At 70.0% G+C, this 21,955-nt stretch carries 18 protein-coding genes and 1 pseudogene; 2 read left to right on the top strand and 17 right to left on the bottom strand.

From position 1 onward, the window contains the following. Nucleotides 1–23: 23 nt before the first annotated feature. Nucleotides 24–704, bottom strand: a complete 681-nt coding sequence (locus EDF33_RS16300) for an ABC transporter ATP-binding protein (RefSeq protein WP_111039170.1) — start codon at nt 702–704, stop codon at nt 24–26. 44 nt (nt 705–748) lie between these two features. Then, a complete protein-coding gene (locus EDF33_RS16305; RefSeq protein ID WP_132100582.1) occupies nt 749–1,570 on the bottom strand; it encodes an ABC transporter permease in 822 nt (273 codons plus the stop codon). Nucleotides 1,571–1,736: 166 nt separating this feature from the next. Here EDF33_RS16305 and EDF33_RS16310 point away from each other — a divergent pair, with 166 nt between their 5' ends. Then, on the top strand, nt 1,737–3,107 hold the full coding sequence (locus EDF33_RS16310) for a glycosyltransferase family 4 protein (protein WP_132100583.1): 1,371 nt from the start codon (nt 1,737–1,739) through the stop codon (nt 3,105–3,107). After that, nucleotides 3,104–4,558, top strand: a complete 1,455-nt coding sequence (locus tag EDF33_RS16315) for a glycosyltransferase family 2 protein (RefSeq protein WP_132100584.1) — start codon at nt 3,104–3,106, stop codon at nt 4,556–4,558. Before EDF33_RS16310 ends, EDF33_RS16315 begins: the two co-directional genes overlap by 4 nt. Before the next feature lie 53 nt (nt 4,559–4,611). Here the strand turns inward: EDF33_RS16315 and EDF33_RS16320 are convergent, their stop codons facing one another. From EDF33_RS16320 to murD, 15 genes and pseudogenes are all read right to left on the bottom strand, one after another. Continuing rightward, complete coding sequence (locus tag EDF33_RS16320) at nt 4,612–5,454, bottom strand: hypothetical protein (protein ID WP_243692473.1); 843 nt, start codon at nt 5,452–5,454, stop codon at nt 4,612–4,614. Continuing rightward, nucleotides 5,451–5,801, bottom strand: coding sequence for a DUF2200 domain-containing protein (locus EDF33_RS16325; protein ID WP_123292834.1), 351 nt, complete (start codon nt 5,799–5,801; stop codon nt 5,451–5,453). Before EDF33_RS16325 ends, EDF33_RS16320 begins: the two co-directional genes overlap by 4 nt. Nucleotides 5,802–5,814: 13 nt before the next feature. Next, nucleotides 5,815–9,348 (bottom strand): DNA polymerase III subunit alpha, encoded by a 3,534-nt coding sequence (gene dnaE / locus EDF33_RS16330; RefSeq protein ID WP_132100585.1) that lies wholly within the window; start codon nt 9,346–9,348, stop codon nt 5,815–5,817. 443 nt (nt 9,349–9,791) lie between these two features. Beyond that, nucleotides 9,792–10,721 carry an RluA family pseudouridine synthase gene (locus EDF33_RS16335; protein ID WP_123672602.1) on the bottom strand — a complete coding sequence of 310 codons (930 nt, stop codon included), beginning with the start codon at nt 10,719–10,721 and terminating at the stop codon, nt 9,792–9,794. Further along, complete coding sequence (gene lspA / locus EDF33_RS16340; RefSeq protein WP_347812769.1) at nt 10,718–11,386, bottom strand: signal peptidase II; 669 nt, start codon at nt 11,384–11,386, stop codon at nt 10,718–10,720. The genes EDF33_RS16335 and lspA overlap by 4 nt, the downstream gene beginning before the upstream one ends. 2 nt (nt 11,387–11,388) lie before the next feature. Further along, nucleotides 11,389–12,075, bottom strand: coding sequence for a DivIVA domain-containing protein (locus EDF33_RS16345; protein WP_165900993.1), 687 nt, complete (start codon nt 12,073–12,075; stop codon nt 11,389–11,391). 187 nt (nt 12,076–12,262) lie between these two features. Next, nucleotides 12,263–12,559, bottom strand: a complete 297-nt coding sequence (locus EDF33_RS16350; protein ID WP_111085780.1) for a YggT family protein — start codon at nt 12,557–12,559, stop codon at nt 12,263–12,265. A gap of 71 nt (nt 12,560–12,630) precedes the next feature. Further along, nucleotides 12,631–13,209: a cell division protein SepF gene (sepF, locus tag EDF33_RS16355; RefSeq protein WP_123292468.1), complete on the bottom strand. Its 579-nt coding sequence runs from the start codon at nt 13,207–13,209 to the stop codon at nt 12,631–12,633. Between the two features lie 43 nt (nt 13,210–13,252). Further along, nucleotides 13,253–13,978, bottom strand: coding sequence for a YggS family pyridoxal phosphate-dependent enzyme (locus EDF33_RS16360; protein ID WP_132100586.1), 726 nt, complete (start codon nt 13,976–13,978; stop codon nt 13,253–13,255). Between the two features lie 7 nt (nt 13,979–13,985). Further along, on the bottom strand, nt 13,986–15,146 hold the full coding sequence (gene ftsZ, locus EDF33_RS16365; RefSeq protein WP_111085783.1) for a cell division protein FtsZ: 1,161 nt from the start codon (nt 15,144–15,146) through the stop codon (nt 13,986–13,988). Nucleotides 15,147–15,291: 145 nt separating this feature from the next. Next, nucleotides 15,292–16,572, bottom strand: a complete 1,281-nt coding sequence (locus tag EDF33_RS16370) for an FtsQ-type POTRA domain-containing protein (RefSeq protein ID WP_347812770.1) — start codon at nt 16,570–16,572, stop codon at nt 15,292–15,294. A 17-nt stretch (nt 16,573–16,589) separates the two neighbouring features. Next, nucleotides 16,590–18,065, bottom strand: a pseudogene (gene murC / locus EDF33_RS16375) (UDP-N-acetylmuramate--L-alanine ligase); the annotation flags it as partial. Then, entirely contained in the window at nt 18,062–19,201 is a 1,140-nt protein-coding gene (murG, locus tag EDF33_RS16380) for an undecaprenyldiphospho-muramoylpentapeptide beta-N-acetylglucosaminyltransferase (protein ID WP_243692474.1), read from the bottom strand. The gene murG and the pseudogene murC, both read right to left, overlap by 4 nt. After that, nucleotides 19,198–20,457 carry a putative lipid II flippase FtsW gene (gene ftsW, locus EDF33_RS16385; protein WP_123938312.1) on the bottom strand — a complete coding sequence of 420 codons (1,260 nt, stop codon included), beginning with the start codon at nt 20,455–20,457 and terminating at the stop codon, nt 19,198–19,200. Before ftsW ends, murG begins: the two co-directional genes overlap by 4 nt. Further along, nucleotides 20,426–21,955, bottom strand: coding sequence for a UDP-N-acetylmuramoyl-L-alanine--D-glutamate ligase (gene murD, locus EDF33_RS16390; protein WP_132100589.1), 1,530 nt, complete (start codon nt 21,953–21,955; stop codon nt 20,426–20,428). The genes ftsW and murD overlap by 32 nt, the downstream gene beginning before the upstream one ends.

Raw genomic sequence — 21,955 nt, forward strand, 5'->3', positions numbered from 1 at the left:
CTGCCGGGCTGACCACCGATCGCTCAGACGGTCTCGTTGTACGCCTTGACGACGTCGTTCGTCTTGCCGATCATCTTCAGCTCGCCCTCGTTGAGCCAAGCCACCTCGTCGCACATGTCCTTGACCGTGCTCATCGAGTGGGAGACGAGGATGACGGTGCGGCCCTCGTCCTTCATCTCCTTGAACTTCGTCCGGCAGCGCTTCTGGAAGGTCGCGTCACCGACGGCGAGCACCTCGTCCACGACGAGCACGTCCGGGGTGACCGCGACCGCGACGGAGAACCCGAGTCGGACGTACATGCCCGAGGAGTAGTTCTTCACCGGCTGGTCGATGAAGTGGCCGACGCCGGAGAACGACACGATGTCGTCGAACTTCCGCGTGACCTCCTTGCGGCTCATCCCGAGGATCGAGCCGTTCAGGAACACGTTCTCGCGACCGGAGAGCTCGGGGTGGAACCCGGAACCGACCTCGAGCAGCGACGCCTGCTTGCCGCGGGCAGTGATCGAGCCCTCTTCCGGCCAGAGGATCTTCGCCAGGCACTTCAGCAGCGTGGACTTGCCGGACCCGTTCTTGCCGATCAGGCCGAAGGTCTTGCCCTGCGGGACCTCGAACGACACGTCCTTCAGTGCCCAGAAGTCCTCGTGCACGGACTTCTTGCCGCGCATGACCATGCTCTTCAGCGAGTCGTTTCGCTCGCTGTACATGCGGAATCGTTTCGACACGTGGTCGACGGTGACGGCAGCATCGCTCACAGCAGTTCAGCCAGCTTCTTCTCGTTGCGGGAGAACACGAAGTAGCCGAGTGCGAGCGAGGCGCATCCAGCGATGGCGCACGCGACCAGGTCGGTCCAGTTCGGGAGACGGTTGTCGTACATGAGGTTCCGGAAGACCTCGGAGAACCGCTCGATCGGGTTGAGCTTGTAGACGTGGATGATCCACGGGTGTCCGGCCTTGTTCGCGGCGTCCTCGACGAGCGACAGCGGGTAGATGATCGGCGACAGGTACATCCACATCTGCAGGCCGATGCCGACGAGGTGCTGCATGTCGCGGAAGTGCACGTTGATGATCGACAGGATCAGCCCGAGGCCGGCGGCGAACATGGCGAGGAACACCATCGTCAGCGCGATCAGCGGCAGGTAGATCCAGAAGTTCGAACCCGCGATCGCGAGGGCGATCAACAGCACACCCATCTCGACGAGCCACGTGAAGCCGAACGACCCGACGGCCGCGAGCGGCAGCGTCATCCGCGGGAAGTAGACCTTCTTGATCAGCGAGCCGTTGGCCACGATCGAGGTCATCCCCGAGTTGATGACGTTGCGCGCGAAGATCCACGGCAGCAGGCCGCACATGAGCCACAGCGGGTAGATGTTCAGTCCGCTGGGGTCACCGACCTCGAGACGCGCCCGGAAGATGAACGAGTACACGATCGTGTAGATCAGCATCGTCGCGAGTGGGTTGATCAGGGACCACAGCTGCCCGAAGACCGTGCGGCGGTACTTGCCCTTGACCTCGCGCGCAGTGAGGTTCATCAGCAACTCGCGCGACGACATGAGCTCGTTCAGGTACGTCATGCTTCGGGTGCAGGCTCCTCCGGGGCGCAACGGAGCGCTCCTCACAGGGATTCAGGGACGAGGCATTCTCGCACACTGGTTGCACAACGCACGTTCGACGCGGTGACACGGGCGCGGCGAGTGGCCAGAGAGCAAACGCTTGGAAAATCATTAGTAGAGTTGATGGGTGATCGTCAGCTTCGCCAACCACTCGACGGCGCCCGTCAACCTCGGCGGCGCGGAGCGGTCCCTCCTCCGGTTCGTCGAGGACTGGCTGGCGATCGACCCGACGATGACCCCGACCTTCGTCACGAAGGCCCCGAAGGGCAAGTTCATCGAGGCGCTCGACGACCGCGGCTGGTCCTACGACGCCCTGCGGTTCCGCGGGTGGGCGCTGCCGAGCCCACAGCCGGCTCCGGCCGCGGAACGTGCCGCGTTCGCCACCGTCGACTACGCCGCGGTGAACGCGATCATCCGTCTGTACGAGCGGCAGCGCCCGGACCTGGTGGTCACGAACACCCTCGTCGCACCGTGGGCGTCGTTCGCCGCCGCGGTCCTCGGGATCCCGCAGGCGTGGTTCGTCCGCGAGTACGGCGACCTCGACCACGGGCTGCAGTTCCAGACCGGGCGCGCGGGTGTCCTCGGCGACATCGGCCTGCTGTCCGGAGCCGTCGTCACAAACTCCGAGGCGATGCGCGAGCACCTGGCGCAGTACATCCCCGCCGACAAGCTCTCCGTCGCGTACCCGACGGTCGACACCGAGCGGCTCCTGGCCTCGAAGGACGAGAAGCCGGCGGTCGCACCGTTCCCGCAGGCCGAGCCCGGACTCCGGATCACGGTCCTCGGGCGTGTCGAGGAGTCGAAGGGGCAGCACCGGGTCGTGGACGCCCTCGGCGCGCTGCACGAACGTGGCGTCGCCGCGAGCGTGTGCTTCGTCGGCAGCTGGAAGCACCCCGGCGAGGACCAGCGCCTGACCGAGCGCGCCCGCGCGCTCGGCGTCGCCGACCGTGTCGTGTTCGCGGGCGAGCAGCACACGCCCGCTCCGTTCATCCAGGCGGCGGACGTCTGCATCACACCGTCGACGATCGAGGCCTTCGGCCGCACGACGGCCGAGTACATGACCCTGGGCAAGGCGGTCGTCGCGACCCGCCAGGGCGGGAGCGCGGAGCTGGTCGACGACGGTGTCACCGGCGTGCTCGTGGACGCCGACGACGTCTCGGCCCTCGCGGACGCGCTCGCGTCGTACGCGGCCGACCCGGACACGGCCAGGAGGCACGGTGCGGCTGCTCCGGACCGGCTCGCCTCGGTCACGGGCGCGGGCCACGACAACGCTGCGGCGATCGCACGCCTCGTCGCGCTGGTCGGCACCGAGGGCTACCGGCTCCCCCAGGCCGCGCGGTACTGGTTCGAGCTCCCGGGCGCGTACGCGTCGCTCGGTGCCACGAGTGCGCGCGCCGCGCTCGGCCTGCTCGCGAACCGGGTGCGCGCCCGCTCCGGAACGGTCGGCCGACTGCTCGCCCGACCGGGTGTGGTCGCGCGGAAGCTGGTGCGACGATGAGCCGCGACCGACGTCCGGTGACGATCGTCGTCCCGATCTACGACGACCTCCCGGGCCTCGAGCGCTGCATCCAGGCGCTGCTGGAGACCGTCGACTTCTCGGTCGACCGGGTCCTGCTGGCCAACGACATCGGGCCCCACGTCGACACGATCGAAGCCCGCGTCCTCGAGCTCGTCGGCGAGCACGCCGGTTTCGAGTACACCCGCAACCCGCGCAACCTCGGGTTCGTCGGCAACTGCAACCGCGCCGTCCTCGAGCTCGACCGGACCGGCAACGACGTCCTGCTGCTCAACAGCGACACGGTGCCGATGCCCGGGTTCCTCGACGAGATGACCGCGGTGCTGGCGTCCGACGACGCGATCGGCGTCGTGTGTGCGCGGAGCGACAACGCGACCATCGCGTCGTTCCCGTACGCCCGGCGCAACCCGCGTGCGACGCTGCCGCCGCGCCGGACGCGCGAGCTGCACGGCCGCACGAAGTACCTGCTCCCCCGCTCGACCGTGTCGCCGGTCGCGATGGGGTTCTGCTTCCTGATCCGGCGCGAGATGGTCGACCGCTTCGGCCTGTTCGACGAGGTCTTCTCCCCCGGCTACGGCGAGGAGAACGACTTCTGCCTGCGCATCAACGAGCACGGTTTCACGTCGGTGCTGGCGAACCGTGCGCTCGTCCTGCACACCGGCTCGACGAGCTTCAGCGGTGACCGCGGCCCCTCGCTCCGGCTGGAGCACGAGCGCATCCTGCTCGAGCGGTACCCGTTCTACGCCGGCGCCGTCGCCCTGTTCCTCGCCCGCTACCGCGACGCCGTCGACGTGTTCGCCGACGCGTTCCTGCCCGACGACGACGTCGTGCGCGTGTCCCTGCACCTGCCGGCGGACCTGACGAACGAAGTCGTCGCTCGAGTCCTCAACACCCTCGAAGCCGCTCCGGACGACGTGGTCGTGACGGTCATCGTCGCGAAGTCGCAGATCCGGACCGCGCGGCAGGCGTTCCCCGGGGCAGCCATCGCCGTGGGCGGTCGCCCGCGGCAGATCTTCGACGTCGCGATCGCCCTCGGCACCCTGACGACGTTCGCGCAGCTCTCGGCGCTCAACGCGAACGCCCCCCGCTGGATCCTCGTCGACCCGGTGTCGCAGGACGTTCGCTGGTCGCACGCCGTCGCGAACCACCGTGCCTCGGCGATCGACCGCATCCTGCGTCGCTTCGAGAACCAGAGCACCTCCTGGCGTGGCGGCGAGGGGCTCGTCGAGCTGATCCGGATGGCGGCCGCCACCGAGATCGACCCGGCATCGCTCCGTGCCCGGTGGCACGCCGTCTCCGACATCGCCGAGGCGACGGGCCTGCTCGTCCACCGCGCGACCGTGTCGCTCCGCCGGCTCACCGCGCTGAGCTTCGGGGCGCGCAACCCCCGCGTCGTCGCGCGGATCCGCGCGATCACCGGGCGCGGCGCCTGACACGACGCACCTGCTGACGGGAGGCCCGTGGCGGCCCCGCCACGGGCCTCCCGTCAGACGGCGACCACGTCGACCACCGGACGGTGGCGTGCGACGCACGTCGCGTCCCACGCGCCCAGCTGGTGGAGCGTCGCGATGCGGAACACGAGCGCCCGGACCAGCAGCTGACGCCACTCCGGCTCGTCGTCGCCGAGCGCGTCGAGCCGACCGACCGGGACCCCGTGCCAGCACACCGCGTCGACGGCCGCGATCGCGGTGCCGAACCCCGCCGGACGCCAGTACGGCGGCCAGTCGATGATCGTCGGTGGCTGCCCGTCGGCGAACAGCACGTTGCCGAGCAGATCCCCGTGGACCAGCTGCGACGGTGCTCGGACCGGGCGGAACGCCGCGGCGAGCCGGTCGAGGGTCGGGTCCGACGGCAGCGGTTCCTCGCCCCACGCCATCCGGTCGGCACGTGCCCACGGGTCGGTGCTGTCGGTTTCGGCGCTGACCGCGGTGACGGCCGTGCCGGCATCGGGATCCGTGCCGAGGAACGCGGGCCGCTCCAGGCCGGCGATCGCGCGGTGGAAGGCACGACCCGCCCGGATCACGTCCTCGACGCGGGACTCGTCGGCCGCGCCGGGCACGAACTCCCATGCTTCCCAGTCCCCCGACCGCCGGCTGCCCTCGCGGGTGAGCACGGGGCGGGGTGTGCGGAACTCAGCCGAGCCTTCCAGTTCCGCCAGGACGCCGGCACGCCAGTCGGTCACCGCAACGCCGTCGTGGGGCCGGAGGACGATGCCCCCGACACGCCAGGTCAGGCCGCGCCCACCCGCGAGCATCACGGGCGTGGACCCGGCGACCCCGAAGGCACGCAGCGCCTCGGCGCCGGGAACGCTCCCGCCGGCTCCGGTCACGCGGTCCGCAACACCTTCGCCATCGGACGGCCCTTCGCGACCTCGTCGACGAGCTTGTCGAGGTACCGGATCTGCCGCATGAGCGGGTCGTCGATCTCCTCGATCCGGACGCCGCAGATCACGCCAGTGATGAGCGGCGCGTTCGGGTGCAGCTGCGCGGCGGCGAAGAAGTCCTCGAACGTGGTCTCGTCCGCCAGGTGCCGTGCGAGCGCTGCGTCGTCGAACCCGGTCAGCCACGTGATGACGGCGTCGAGCTCGCCCTTCGTGTGGCCCTTCCGCTCCACCTTCGCCAGGTAGTGCGGGTAGACCCCCGCGAAGGGCGTCCCGAAGATCCGGTGTCCGGCCACGGTCACGCCCCCGCTACACCAGGCAGCGCGGCCCGAGCAGGCTCTTCAGCTCGCCGAACAGGTCGGGTGTCAGGTTCACCGGGAACGGCAGCTCGAACGTGCGCGCGACGTCGTCCTTCAGCAGCTTCAGGCGGACCTCGGTCTCACCCTGGTGCCGTCCGAGCACGGCCGCGAGCTCCGTCACCGTGGACGTGGTGGCCTGCCGCTCCGGCAGCGACAACGTGAGCGGGCCAGAGCCCATCGCGTCGCCGATCGCCGGCTGGAACATGCTCACTGCGTGCAGGGCCTTGCCGTCGTCGCGGACGTTCACACGACCGCGCAGGACCACGATCGAGTCGGCCACGAGCGACGGACCGAACTCCTGGTAGGTCTTGCCGAGGAACATCACGCCGATCTGGCCGCCGAAGTCCTCGATGTCGACGATGCCGTACGGGTTGCCGCTCGTCTTCGCCACCCGGTGTTGCACGCTCGTCAGCAGACCCGCGACCGTGACGGTCTCGCCCTCGACCGAGTCGTCGGCAGCGATGAGGTCGGCGATGGTGATCGACTGGTGCTTCGCGAGCTCGATCTCGAGCCCCGCGAGCGGGTGGTCCGAGACGTAGAGGCCGAGCATGTCGCGCTCGAACGCGAGCTTGTCGCGCTTGGACCACTCCGGACGGTCGGGCACCTGTGACACCGGACCGGTGGCCGGTGATTCCTCGGCGACCTCGGCGAACAGCGAGTCGAAGTCGAAGCCGACGTTGCCGTGGGCCTCGTCACGCTTGACCTTGACGGCGCCTTCGACCGCGCCCTCGTGGATCTCGACCAGGGCGCGGCGGGAGTCGCCGAACTCGTCGAAGGCACCCGCCTTGATGAGCGACTCGACGGTCCGCTTGTTCGCCGACGAGATCGGGATCTTGCGCAGGAAGTCGTGGAACGACTCGAACGCGCCCTTGTCGGTGCGGGCCTTCACGATGTCGTCGACGACGTTGAACCCGACGTTGCGGATCGCGCCCATGCCGAACCGGATGTCCTCACCGACAGCGGCGAAGAAGCCGATCGACTCGTTGACGTCCGGCGGCATGACCTTGATGCCCATGCGGCGGCACTCGTTCAGGTACAGCGCGAGCTTGTCGCGGGCGTCGCCCACCGAGGTGAGCAGCGCCGCCATGTACTCGGCCGGGTAGTGCGCCTTCAGGTAGGCGGTCCAGAACGAGACGACGCCGTACGCGGCGGAGTGCGCCTTGTTGAACGCGTAGTCGGAGAACGGCAGCAGGATGTCCCACAGCATCTTGATCGCCGCGGCCGAGTAGCCGTTGTCCAGCATGCCCTTCTCGAAGCCCGCGTACTGCTTGTCGAGCTCGGACTTCTTCTTCTTGCCCATCGCGCGGCGGAGGATGTCCGCCTGGCCGAGGGAGAACCCCGCGACCTTCTGCGCGATGGCCATGACCTGCTCCTGGTAGATGATCAGGCCGTAGGTCCCGCCGAGGATCTCCGCCAGGGGCTCTTCGAGCTCCGGGTGGATCGGTGTGATCGCCTGCTCGCCGTTCTTGCGGAGCGCGTAGTTCGTGTGCGAGTTCGCACCCATGGGGCCCGGACGGTACAGGGCGATGAGCGCGGAGATGTCCTCGAAGTTGTCGGGCTTCATCAGACGCAGCAGGCCACGCATCGGCCCACCGTCGAGCTGGAAGACACCGAGCGTGTCACCGCGCTGCAGGAGCGCGTACGCCTCGGGGTCCTCGAGCCCCATGGTCTCGAGGTCGAGCTCGATGCCACGGTTGTTCTTGATGTTGTCGAGGGCGTCACTGATGATCGTGAGGTTGCGGAGCCCCAGGAAGTCCATCTTGATCAGGCCGAGCGACTCCGCTGCCGGGTAGTCGAACTGCGTGACGACCTGGCCGTCCTGCTCCCGCTTCATGATCGGGATGATGTCGATGAGCGGGTCGCTCGACATGATGACGCCGGCCGCGTGCACGCCCCACTGGCGCTTCAGCCCCTCGAGCCCGAGCGCGGTGTCGAAGACGGTCTTCGCCTCGGGGTCGTTCTCGACCACGGTGCGGACGTCGACGGCTTCCTTGTAGCGCGGGTGGTCCTTGTCGAAGATCCCGGTGAGCGGGATGTCCTTGCCCATCACGGGCGGCGGCATCGCCTTGGTGAGCTTCTCGCCCATGCCGAACGGGAACCCGAGGACGCGCGAGGAGTCCTTCAGCGCCTGCTTCGCCTTGATCGTGCCGTACGTGACGATCTGCGCGACGCGCTCCGACCCGTACTTCTCGGTGACGTACTTGATCGCCTCACCGCGGCGCCGGTCGTCGAAGTCGACGTCGAAGTCGGGCATCGAGACACGGTCCGGGTTCAGGAACCGCTCGAAGATGAGGCCGTGCCGGATCGGGTCGAGGTCGGTGATGCGCATCGCGTACGCGACCATCGAGCCGGCACCGGAACCACGGCCGGGGCCGACGCGGATGCCGTTGTTCTTCGACCACAGGATGAAGTCGGAGACCACGAGGAAGTACCCCGGGAACCCCATCTGGTTGATGATGCCGACCTCGTAGTCGGCACGCTCCTGCACCTCGGCCGGGATGCCGTCCGGGTACCGGTAGTCCAGCCCCTTCGCGACCTCTTTCTCGAACCAGGAGTGCTCGGTCTCGCCCGCCGGCACCGGGAACTTCGGCATGTAGTTCGCCGAGGTGTCGAACTCGACGTTGCACCGCTCGGCGATGAGCAGCGTGTTGTCGCAGGCCTCGGGGTTGTCGCGGAAGACGTGCCGCATCTGCTGCGGGGACTTCAGGTAGAACTCGTCGGCGTCGAACTTGAACCGGTTCGGGTCGTTCAGCGTCGAACCCGACTGCACGCACAGCAGGGCCGCGTGCGACTTGGCGTCGTGCGCGTGCGTGTAGTGCAGGTCGTTCGTGCCGACCAGCGGGATGTCGAGGTCCTTCGCCAGCCGGATCAGGTCACTCATGATCCGACGCTCGATCTCGAGTCCGTGGTCCATGACCTCGGCGAAGTAGTTCTCCTTGCCGAAGATGTCGCGGTAGTCGGCGGCGGCCTTGACGGCTTCGTCGTACTGGCCGAGGCGCAGGCGCGTCTGGACCTCGCCCGACGGGCACCCCGTCGTGGCGATGATGCCCTCGTGGTACTCCTCGAGCAGCTCGATGTCCATGCGCGGCTTGAAGTAGTAGCCCTCGAGCGACGCCTTCGACGACAGCCGGAACAGGTTGTGCATGCCCGTCGTGTTCTCGGCGAACATCGTCATGTGCGTGTACGAACCGGCACCGGAGATGTCGTCCCCACCGCCGTCGCCCCACCGCACACGGGTCTTGTCCGTGCGGTGCGTCCGGGGCGTGATGTACGCCTCGGTCCCGATGATCGGCTTGACGCCGCCGGCCTTGGCGGCCTTCCAGAACTCGAAGGCGCCGAACATGTTGCCGTGGTCGGTCACCGCCACGGCGGGCATGCCCTGCGCAGCGGTCTCCTGCACGAGGTCGCCGAGCCTGGCCGCGCCGTCGAGCATCGAGTACTCACTGTGCACGTGCAGGTGGACGAAGGAGTCGGAATCCGCCACGGAACCTCCGGTCGAACGAGCTGCTTGCGGGACGCGAACAGCCTAACCGCGACCGCGGACAAACCCGCGCGTGTCCGAGCGGTCCGACGCCGAGGTCGCACGACACGCCGCGCGTAGCCCGGCGAGGGTGCAGGAACCGTCGCTCGGCGGGCCCGAAGCCAGCAGATCGTGTCCCCACGGCGGTGGAGCCCGCGCGTGGCGGACGGGAGGCACGGGGCGGCGGCGCCACGGGCCTCCCGGCCGGGGGTGGGCGTCACGCGCTCGTTGCGCGCGCGACACGCCCGTCGCTCCCCCGTCGAGGTTCCACAACACGCCGCGTGCGCTCCGCCGAGGTTCCACAGACCGACGCACAGCGCGCCCAGATGCCGAGATTTCGGAACCTCGGCGGCACGGCGCGACCGGCGCGACCGGCGCGACGACGCACGGCGCGACCAGCGCGCCCGTCAGGACGAAGCGGCTCGGATGCGGTCGAGCGCGAGGCGCAGGTCGTCGGGGTACTCCGCCTGGAACGACACCCACTCGCCGGTGCGCGGGTGGTCGAAACCGAGTCGCACGGCGTCGAGCCACTGGCGGGTCAGCCCGAGCTCCTGCGCCAGGACCGGGTCGGCGCCGTACATCGTGTCGCCGACCAGCGGGTGGCGGGTCGCGGCCATGTGCACGCGGATCTGGTGGGTGCGCCCGGTCTCGAGGTGCACCTCGAGCAGGGTCGCCGACCGGAACGCCTCGAGGGTCTCGTAGTGGGTGACGCTCGGCTTGCCGTCGGCCGTGACCGCGAACTTCCAGTCGCTCGACGGGTGCCGACCGATGGGGGCGTCCACGGTGCCGGAGGTCGGGTCGGGGTGCCCCTGCGCGAGCGCGTGGTAGACCTTCTCGACCGTGCGCTCCTTGAAGGCGCGCTTGAGGTGGGTGTACGCGAGCTCGGTCTTCGCGACGACCATGAGTCCCGACGTGCCGACGTCGAGGCGGTGCACGATGCCCGCACGCTCGGCGGCGCCCGAGGTCGCGATGGTGAACCCAGCTGCGGCGAGGCCCCCGGGCACGGTCGGGCCGTCCCAGCCGGGCGAGGGGTGTGCAGCGACGCCGACGGGCTTGTCGACGACGACGATGTCCTCGTCGTCGTGCACGATCGTCATCCCGGGCACGGCCGCCGGCACGATGCGCGGCGGCTCCTTCGGGGACCACTCGACCTCGAGCCACGAGTCGGCGTGCAGGCGGTCGGACTTGTCGACGGGGACGCCGTCGACCCGGACCCCACCGGCGGCGACCACGTCGGCCGCGAACGAGCGGCTGAACCCGAGGAGCTTCGCGATGGCGGCGTCGACACGCTCGCCGGCGAGCCCGTCGGGGACGGGAAGGGAACGCGACTCGCTCACGTGGCGTCGTGCCCCAGCGCGTCGCGTCGGTCGCCGTCGTTCGGACTGGAGGCGCGGGTCGGCTCGTCGACAGCAGCGTCAGCTGACGAGAACGCGGCCCCGCCGTCGAGCGGCTCCGTCGTGTCCGCCTGCGCAGCGCGCTTGGCGGACACCGTGCGGGACCCGTCGAGGTTCACGCCGAGGATCACCAGCAGCACGAAGACCACCATGCTGATGCAGATGAACGAGTCGGCGACGTTGTAGATCGCCGGCATCATCCACGGCGTCGAGATGAAGTCGACCACGTGGCCACGGCCGAAGCCGGGCTCACGGAAGAGTCGGTCGATCAGGTTGCCGAGCGCGCCGCCGAGCAGCATGCCGAGCACGACGGCCCACCACATCGACCGGATCCGACGCGAGTAGACGATGATCGCGACGACGACCGCCGTCGAGATGATCGAGAACACCCACGTCATGTTCACCGCGAAGGAGAACGCCGCCCCGGGGTTCCGGACGTACAGGAACTGGAGCGCCCCGCCCAGGATCGGGACGGGGGTGCCGTACGGCAGGTTCGCGACGACCAGTGCCTTCGCGACCTGGTCGAACGCCACCACCACGACAGCGGCGAAGGCCAGTGCCGCGATAGCGCGGACACTGACCTTCGCTCGTGATGCTGGTCGCGACAACGTCAGTTGCCGAAGCCCTGCGCCGATGCCGGCGCCGGGGTGAGACCGGACTGCTCGTTCGAGGAGTCGAGCTCGGAGAGCTGCCCCTGGATGTAGCTCTTGAGCTGGGCGCGGTAGTCGCGCTCGAACGTCCGGAGCTCGTCGATCTTGCCCTCGAGCTGGCGCTGCTCCTGCTCGAGCACCTGGACACGCTGACGGTTCGTGTTCTCGGTGTCGGCGATGATCTGGCGCTGCTTGGCCTCGGCCTCGGAGACGAGACGCGCTGCCTGGGCGGTGCCCTCGGCGATGAGCGCGTCGCGCTTCTCGACGCCTTCGCGGACGTGCTCCTCGTGGAGACGACGCGCGAGCGTCAGGAGGTTCGTGGTGCCCTCGGTGTCCTCGTCCGCCGGGACCGTGGTCGCCGGGGCGGCCGCTGCGACCGGAGCGGGCTCCGGAGCCGCCTCGACCGGGGCCGGCACGGGCTCCGGCTCGGGTTCTGCCGCGGGAGCGGGCTGCTCGGCCTGCGCCGACTGCGGGGCCGACTCGGCCGCCTGCAGGCGCTGGCGGAGCTCGTCGTTCTCCGCGGTCAGGCGACGCAGCTCGACCACGACCTCGTCGAGGAAGTCGTCGACCTCGTCCTGGTCGTAGCCCTCGCGGAACTTCGTCGGCTGGAACCGCTTGTTGACTACGTCTTCCGGCGTCAAAGCCATTGCCGTCACCTCAATAGAACTGCTGAACGTGTGGAACCACTTTCGTCGTGACCGAACTTACCAGTCACCACGTGTGGTGCGGATGCCGCGCCGGAGGCGAGCATCGATCCCGACCACCGTACACCGACGACGGGGAGGAACGACGACCACTGCATCGGCGCGGCGCGTGTCGCGGACCTGGATCGGGTCAGACCGCGACGGCGATGCCGTTGACGACGACCCGAGCGATGATCACGACGAGCATGACGATCGTCCAGCCGAAGTCGAGTGCCACCGGCCCCATGCGGAGCGGCGGCAGGACCCGCCGAACCGCGCGGATCGGCGGATCGGTGATCGTGTAGACGAACTCGGAGACCACGAGCAGTCCCCCGCGCGGCCGCCAGGACCGGTTGAAGTTCTGCACGAGGTCGAGCGCGAACCGCCCCCACATGACGAAGAAGTACAGCAGGAGGGCGAGGGAGATGATCCCTAGGATCACGGACACGATGGGGCTCGCTCGTCTCGGGCGAGTGCCGTCATGCGACGACGCTCACGGGCGGGTGGCCGGGGGACGGCTCAGGACTGGGCGAAGAAGTTCGCCTCGATGTCGGACTCTACCTCAGCCGGCTCACCGCTCACTGCGACGTGTGCGGGCGACAGCAGGAAGACCTTGTTGGTGACGCGCTCGATCTTGCCGTACAGGCCGAGCGACAGGCCGGAGGCGAAGTCGATCATGCGTCGGGCGTCGTTCTCGGTCATCTGCGAGAGGTTGATGATGACGGGGATCCCGTCGCGGAAGCTCTCGGCGATGGACTGGGCGTCCTTGTACTCGCGCGGGTGGACGGTGAGGATCTCGTTCATTTCCTGGACCGGGGTCGCCTTCTGTGCGGTCGTGTGCGAGCGGCGGAGCGGAGTGACCTGGGCGCCGCGCTGGTGGGTGTGCGTCTTCGCGGGAGCGGCGGCCGGGGCCGCTGCCGGAGCTGCGGCGGCCGCGGGAGCGTCCGCCGGGGCGGGGGCATCCTGCGGGGCTGCGGCCGGAGTGGCCGGAGCCTGCTGGCGCGCGGGCGCGGCCTGCTGCGGCTGCTCGTCCTCGTAGTCGAGTTCCTCGTCGGCGAGGCCGAGGTAGACCATCGTCTTCTTCAGCGGGTTGGCCATGGTTCCTCCGGAGGTTGGTGCACGTGGATGCCCTGCAACGAGGCTAGGGTGCCGCCGGCCGATTTCCCGTGATTGCGGTACCGATCCGCAGGTGTGTCGCGCCCTCGAGCACGGCGTCGGCGTAGTCGCCGCTCATGCCGGCCGAGATGTCGGTGGCGCCGGGCTCGAGCGCCACGACCCGGTCCGAGATCGCCCGCAGCCGAGCGAACGCCGCACGGGGCTCCTCGTCCAGCGGCGCGACGGCCATGACCCCGCGCAACCGGATGGTGCCGGTCTCGAGCACACGTGCGGCCATCGCCTCGACGTCGTCCGGTTGCACGCCGCCGCGGCCGGGGTCGTCGGTCAGGTTGACCTGCACGAACCCGTCGATGACCGGTGGATCCGGCTCGGCCTCGGTCGGTGCGAAGGCATCCACGACCGACGTGCGGTCGAGGGACTGCACGACGTGCGCGTAGCGACGGACCTGCCGGGCCTTCTTCGACTGCAACTGTCCGATGAAGTGCCAGGTCAGGTCGAGGTCGGCGAGTTCCGCGGCCTTGGCCTGTGCTTCTTGGTGGCGGTTCTCCCCCACGTCGGTGACGCCGAGTGACGCCAGCGCACGGACGAGTGACGCCGGGTGGTACTTCGTGACGACGATCAGCGTGAGGTCGTCGGCCGAGCGCCCTGCGGCGCGCGCCGCGTCGGCGATGCCGCTCCGGACGGACGCGAGACGCGCCTCCAGTCCGTCGTCTGATGACGAGGCGGACGGGAGGCGCGTGTCTGCTACCAAGGACGGGTTACTTCAGGAAGTCGGGGACGTCGAGCTCGTCGTCGTCGTCGAACGCCGGGTCGGCGGCGCGCTGCACCGGCGGCTGGTGTTCCTGCGAGGCCCAGGAGGGGCTCGACGTGCTGGAGTCCTCGATCGCACCGGTCGAGGCGGCGACGGGGGCCGTCGCGCTCGACTCGGGGTCGACGTAGCTCGAGCGACGCTCCTTCTGCTGCTGCGCCGGCTCGCCGCCGTCGAAGCCCGCGGCGATGACGGTCACGCGGACCTCGTCGCCGAGGGTGTCGTCGATGACCGCACCGAAGATGATGTTCGCCTCGGGGTGCACGGCTTCCTGCACCAGACGCGCGGCGTCGTTGATCTCGAAGATGCCGAGGTTCGAGCCACCCTGGATCGAGAGCAGCACACCGTGCGCTCCGTCGATCGAGGCCTCGAGCAGCGGGGACGCGACGGCGAGCTCGGCGGCCTTGATGGCACGGTCGGCACCGCGCGACGAGCCGATGCCCATGAGCGCGGAACCCGCACCCTGCATGACGGACTTGACGTCGGCGAAGTCGAGGTTGATGAGACCCGGGGTGGTGATGAGGTCGGTGATGCCCTGCACGCCGGCGAGGAGCACCTGGTCGGCCGTGGCGAAGGCCTCGACCATCGAGATGCCGCGGTCGCTGATCTCGAGCAGGCGGTCGTTCGGCACGACGATGAGCGTGTCGACCTCGTCCTTGAGCCCGGCGACACCGTTCTCGGCCTGGGACTGACGACGCTTGCCCTCGAAGCTGAACGGCTTCGTGACGACACCGATGGTGAGGGCGCCGATCGACTTGGCGATGCGGGCGACGACGGGCGCACCACCCGTTCCGGTCCCACCGCCTTCACCGGCGGTGACGAAGACCATGTCGGCACCGGCGAGGGCCTCTTCGATCTCCTCGGCATGGTCCTCGGCGGCGCGACGGCCGACCTCGGGGTCCGCGCCGGCGCCGAGGCCGCGGGTGATCTCGCGGCCGACGTCGAGCTTGACGTCGGCGTCGCTGAGCAGGAGCGCCTGCGCGTCGGTGTTGATCGCGATGAACTCGACGCCACGGAGGCCGAGTTCGATCATCCGGTTGACGGCGTTGACGCCGCCGCCGCCGACACCGACGACCTTGATGACGGCGAGGTAGTTGTGGTTCGTGGTCACGTCAGTCAGGCCTCCGGTTGAACCCTCAACCTCTACTTGAAGTTCAGGGGCAATGCTGGTAGATGTGGTGCTTGCTTCGACGCTACGGGTGGGTTCCGCGCACTGTCGCCCCGCCACGCCGCGTGTCGCCGATCAGGTCGGCAATTCAGTCCTTCGCGCGGATCACGCCGTTGTCCGGTGCGGACACGTCGTACTCGACCACGACGCCCGGGTTCCGCGCCGCGTGGTCCTTCACCAATGCGGCGAGCAGCGCGGCCTTCGCCTCGGAGTCGTCGGGGCTCCCCCACACGACGGTCGAGCCGTCCTTGAGCGTCAGGGTCACGTCGTCGGCGGTGGACCCGGCGACCCGCGTGACCTGCGATCGGACCGTCGAGGGCAGCGCCAGCACGACCTCGGTCATCGTGCGGAAGCTCGAGGACCCGAGGCGCGCACGGGCGATGTCGGCGAGCGGCATGGTGGCCGGACGCTGCGGCGACGACTGCACGACGATGCCGGCCGGGTCGACGAGGTCGAACGAGCTGCCGGACTTCACGGCGACGACGGGCGTGCGCTCGGTCACCGTCACGACGAGGGTGTGCGGCGGGGCCTCTTCGGTCACGTAGCTCTCGATGAGCGGGAAGCCGGCGATGTCCTGCTTGATCTCGTCGAAGTCGAGCCGTGCGAGCGGGGTGCCGATCTGGTCGGACAGGGCCTGCCGCAGCGCGGTCTCGTCGACGCGGTTGGTGCCCTTGACCTCGATCGTCTGCAGGGCCATCAGCGGCGAGAACACCGCCACCAGGATCGAGACGCCGAGCACGAGCACGATGCCGGCCGCGGTGATCCACGCGGCACGACGGTGGCGGCTGCGCCGGGTGAACCGCCGCACCTCGGCCCGCTCGAGCAGACGACGGCGACGCTTCGCAATGCGCGCCTCACGCGCGGTCTCGGCAGCGCGGACGCCGGCACCGATGGGTGCGTCGTCGTGCTGGACCGGCCGGGAGGCACTCCCCGCGTCCAGCACGTCGGTCACGGTCGCGTCGTGGTCGCGTGCACTGCCCGCCGCGCCCCCGGACGGTCGTCGCGCCCCGTCCCCTCGGGGCGCGTTGCCCGCATCGGGGCGCGGGTCGCGGTGCTCCTCGTCCGGTGTGTACTCGCGCAGGCGGTCGGCGACGGCACCGAAGCCGGCGCCGACGCGGCGGCCGGCCGCGCCCGCGAGGGCGCCCACGCGGTCGCGCGTCGAGTCGGCGGCATCGGTGGTCGGATCCGCGCCCGCGGACGGCCGTCGCGCCCCGGTGCTCGGGGGCGCACCGACCGCTGGGGGGCGCGATCCGGAGGAACCGGGTGCGGGAGTGACGGCCGGGGCCTCGTCGACCGGAGCCTCGTCGTCGGGCGCGGGACGGGCCTCCCGGTCGTCGGGTGTGCGCCCGCGGAACGGGAGCCGCGGCATCGAGGGGCCACGACGCTGCGGGGGCGCGTCGGCGCCCTCGACCGGGGCGTCCCTGCGGGCGTCCCCCTCGTCGAACCCCTCGGGTCGCCTCACCGGCCCAACGCTCCCAGCACCTGCGGGATGATCCGGTACACGTCACCGCAGCTGAGCGTCATGATGATGTCGCCGTCGCGGGCGACCGCGGCGGCACGGGCGGCGGCCTCGTCCCAGTCCGGCAGGAACTCCACGCGGGACTGGTCGGCGAAGCGCTCCTGCACCAGGGCGCCGGTGACCCCGGGCTCCGGGTCCTCGCGCGCGCCGTAGACGTCGAGGACGACCGTGTGGTCGGCGAGCTCCTCGTAGACCCGCGCGAAGTCACCGGCCATCAGGCGGGTGCGGGAGTACAGGTGGGGCTGGTGGATCGCGATGATGCGGCCGTCGCCGACGATGTTGCGGGCGGCCTTGAGCGCCGCGGCGACCTCGGTCGGGTGGTGCGCGTAGTCGTCGTAGACCGACACCCCGCGCTCGACACCGTGCAGTTCGAAGCGGCGCTGGGTGCCGCCGAAGGCCTCGAGCCCGCGGATCGCGTCGGCGGCGCTCACGCCCAGCCCGGTCAGGACCGCGAAGGCACCGACGGCGTTGATCGCGTTGTGCCGGCCCGGCACGCGCAGGGTCAGGTGGTGTGCCTCGCCACCGGCGCGGAACGCGACCTCGACACCCGCGGACTCGATGATCCGCTCGATGCGCACGTCGGCGTCGACGGCCTCGCCGAAGGTGACGACCTCGGGGGCGTCGGCACGCGCGCGGATGCCCGCCGTGACGGTCTTCGCGCCGGCGTCGTCGCTCGAGATGACGACGCGCTCGCTCGCCTTCGCAGCGAACTCGACGAACGCCTCGGTGAAGGCCTCCTCGCTGCCGTAGTGGTCGAGGTGGTCGGCGTCGACGTTCGTGATCAGGGCCACGGCGACGTCGTAGAGCAGGAACGAACCGTCGGACTCGTCGGCCTCGACCACGAACAGGTCGCTCGAGCCCGGCGCCGAGCTCGTGCCGAGCGACTGGATGACGCCGCCGTTGACGAAGCTCGGGTCGAGGCCGAGCTCGACCATCGCGGTGACGATCATGCCGGTCGAGGTGGTCTTGCCGTGCGCGCCGGCGACCGCGACGAGGCGGTGCTCGGCGATGAGGGCGGCGAGGGCCTGGGACCGGTGCAGCACCGGCAGGCCGCGGCGCTGCGCCTCGAGCAGTTCGGGGTTGTCCGGCCACAGCGCGCTCGTGACGACGATCGTGTCCGCGTCACCGACGTTCGCGGCGTCGTGGCCGATGTGCACCGCGGCGCCGAGGTCGCGCATGATGCCCGTCGTCTCGGTCTCGCGGGAGTCGCTGCCCGTCACGCGGTGGCCGGCGGCGAGGAACATCCGGGCGATGCCGCTCATGCCGGCGCCGCCGATGCCGACGAAGTGCACGGTGCCGAGGTCGTCCGGGATCGGCTGCGTCAGGTCCGGCTTGATGGTCATGGTTCCTCCGTGGTGCTGGCGGCGCCGTTGCCTCGTGCGGTTCCTCGTGCGGCACCTCGTTCGGTGCCTCGTGCTGCGTCCAGGACGAGGTCGGTCATCCGGTCCGCGCCGTCGCGGTGTCCGACGCTGCCTGCCCGGACCGTCATGTCCGCGATGCGGGCCCGGTCCTGCAGGATCGTCAGGAGCTGGAACGTCACCCAGTCGGGGTCGAATTCCCCGTCCGCCACGAGCACTGCTCCCCCGGCGTCGACGACGTCCTTCGCGTTGTGCCGCTGCTCGCCGTTGCCGACAGGGTACGGCACGAGCACGCTCGGCAGCCCGACCGCGGTGAGCTCGCAGACCATGCCGGCACCGGAGCGGGACACGACGAAGTCGCTCGCCGCGTACGCCAGGTCCATCCGGTCGCAGTAGGCGAGCACGTGGTAGCCGTCGAGGTCGCTCGGACCGATGTCCGACGCGGCACCGACGACGTGCAGGACCTGCCAGCCGGCGCCCACGATGGTCGCCGCGGACTTGTTGATCGTGCGGTTGATGCTGCGGGCGCCCGAGGAACCCCCCGTGACGAGGAGCACCGGGCGAGCCGGGTCGAGCCCGAACTCGGCGAGGGCCTCAGCACGACTGGCACGGCGGTCGAGCGACTCGATCTCGCGCCGGAGCGGCATGCCGACGACCCGGCCGTGCCGCAGTCGGGTGTTCGAGAAGGTCAGACCGACGTGCTCGGTGAGGAAGGCCGCGAAGCGGTTCGCCAACCCCGGCTTCGCGTTCTGCTCGTGCACGACGATCGGGGTGCCGGTGCGTCGGGCGGCGATGTACGCCGGTGCCGCCGCGTAGCCGCCGACGCCGAGGACGACCTCGACCTCGTGCTCGCGGATGATCTGCTCGGTGCGCTTGACGGCCGCGGCGAAACGCTGCGGGAAGCGCAGGGCCGCGCCGTTCAGCTTCCGGGGGAACGGCAGGCGCGGGATCGTCAGGAGCTCGTAGCCGCGCATCGGCACCAGGCGGGACTCCAGGCCCTCGGCGGTGCCCAGGACGAGCACCTCGGCATCCGGCTCGCGCTCGGTCAGCCGGTCGGCGACCGCGAGCAGGGGGTTGACGTGTCCGGCGGTGCCCCCGCCGGCGAAGAGGTACTTGCTCACCGGAGTCGTCCGTTCGTGGTGGTGCTGTCGAGGGGCGGGTTCGTGGTGCGCGGGTCGTTCTTCCCGGGCAGGTCGCGGGCGAACGACAGCACGACGCCGATCGCCACCAGGGTCATGATGAGCGCGGACCCGCCGGCCGAGATCAGCGGCAGTGGGACGCCGAGGACCGGCAGCAGGCCGAGCACCACGGCGATGTTCACGAGCGCCTGGCCGATGATCCACGCCAGGATGCCGCCCGTGACGGTCTTCACGAACGGGTCGCGGGACTGCCGGATGATCTTGATCATGCCGACGGCGAGCACGACGAACAGGGCGAGCACGACGACGGCGCCGATCAGGCCGAGTTCCTCGCCGATGATCGCGAAGATGTAGTCGTTGTCCGCCTCGGGCAGCCACGACCACTTCGCCTTGGAGTTGCCGAGTCCGACGCCGAACACGCCACCGGACGCCAGCGCCCACATGCCGTGCACGGGCTGCCAGCACAGGTCGGCGTACTGGTTCGAGTCGGTGCAGCCGGACAGCCACGCGCTGATGCGCACCTGACGGGACGACGACGCCATCGTGACGAACGGCAGCATGACCGCCATCGCCGCCAGGCCGACGAGCAGGTGCCGGGCGCGGGCCCCGCCGACGTACAGCGCACCGAGGATCAGGATGAGCATGATCATCGCGGTGCCCTGGTCGCCACCGAGGATCACGAGGCCGAGCGACAGGAGCGAGGCGATCCCGATCGGGATGAACACCTCTTTCCAGTCGTCGAGCTTGTCGCGCTTGACGTACATGATCGCGCCGATGCCGAGCACCAGGCCGAGCTTGACGACCTCGGACGGCTGCGCGGTGAACGAGCCGATGCCGATCCAGTTCCGGTTGCCCTGGACGTCGATGCCGAGCGGTGTGTACACGAGCAGCTGCAGGACGAGCGCAGCGCCGAGCAGTCGCATCGCCCACTTCCGCCACAGCCGTGTCGGGATCCGGCTCGCGACGAGCATGAGCGGAACGCCGAGGACCGCGTACAGACCCTGGCGGGACGCTGCGCCGAAGAAGTCGTGCGTCGCGGCGTACTGCTCGACGCTCGACGACGACAGGACCATCACGACGCCGAAGACGACCAGGAAGAGCGTGACGCCGAGGATCGTGTAGAACGTGCTGGACTCGGCGACGAAGACGTTCTTGACGGCGACGAGTGCACCGTTCGTGCGACGCGGGTTGCCCGTCGCCGGCGTGCTACGACTGTTCGGAAGATCCGTCGTCGCCATCGGCGTTGCCTCCCAGGTGCTCGTGGACCGCCGCCGCGAAACGACGCCCCCGGTCGGCGTAGGAGCCGAACTGGTCGAACGACGCAGCCGCCGGGGCGAGGAGGACCGTGTCGCCCGGCCTCGCGACCGATGCGGCATGCCGGACCGCCTCGGGCATGACCTGATCAGTGTCCGTCGTCTCCACCTGGAGCACCGGCACCGCGGACGCGTGTCGCGCGAATGCCTCCAGGACAGGGGTCCGGTCGGAGCCGATCACGACGACGGCACGGACCTCGGGGCCGAAGCGTGCGACGAGCCCGTCGACGTCGACGCCCTTGAACAGACCGCCGACGATCCACACCACGGTGTCGAACGAGGCGAGCGAGGCGGTGGCGGCGTGCGGGTTCGTGGCCTTCGAGTCGTCCACCCACGCGACGCCGGCCGACTCGGCCACGAGCTCCGTGCGGTGGTGGTCGGCGCGGAAGGCCCGGACGGCGGACTGGATCGCACTCGGCTGGACGGTGCCGGCACGGGCGAGGGCCGCGGCAGCCAGGACGTTCATCGTCATGTGCGGGCTGGCGAGCCCGGCGGCCTCGAGGTCGGCGAGGGTCGACAGCTCGAGCGCGCTGTTCCGACGGTCCTCGTTGAAGGCGCGGTCGCACAGGACGTCCTCGACGATGCCGACGTCCCCCGGCGCGGGCACCCCCGGCGTGAAGCCGACGGCACGGCAGCCCTCGACGACGTCGGCGTCCTGCACCATGTCGCGCGTGACGTCGTCGGCGGTGTTGTAGACGCACGCCATCACGGTGCGCTCGTAGACCTTGGCCTTCGCGGCGCGGTACGCCGCGGCGGAGCCGTGCCACTCGAGGTGGTCGTCGGCGATGTTCAGGCAGGCGCTCGCGAGCGGCACGACCGCGCCGTCGCCCGAGGTCGCCATGTAGTGCAGCTGGTGGCTGGAGAGCTCGACCACGAGCACGTCGTAGCCGTCCGGGTCGCGGACGACGTCGAGCACCGGCACGCCGATGTTGCCGCAGGCCACGGCACGCAGTCCGCCGGCCTCGTACATCGCGGTCGTGAGCTGCGTCGTGGTGGTCTTGCCGTTCGTGCCCGTGATCGTGATCCACGGCGCCGCGACCGGACCGCGCACGACCTTGTCGCGCACGCGCCAGGCGAGCTCGATGTCGCCCCAGACCGTGCTGTTCCGGACGGACCACTCGACGGTCGCGTTGTGCGGCGGCAGGCCGGGCGACACGATGACGACGTCCGGTGCCTGCTCCTGCAGCGCGGCCGGCACGGTGTCGAGCGGCGTCTGCACGAAGCGCGCGCCGATGACGTCGAGCAGGTCGACGTTGTCCGACGGCGCGTCGGACGAGTAGACCGTCACCGCACTGCCGAGCTCGACCAGGGTGTCGGCGACCGAGAACCCGGTCGCGCCGAGCCCGAGGACGGCGACGTTCAGGCCCTTCCACCCCTCGGAGTACCAGCTGTCGAGGGACTGGAGGCGGGGGGACGTGGACAC

It is taken from the genome of Curtobacterium sp. PhB146 (assembly GCF_004342995.1).
GTDB lineage: Bacteria > Actinomycetota > Actinomycetes > Actinomycetales > Microbacteriaceae > Curtobacterium.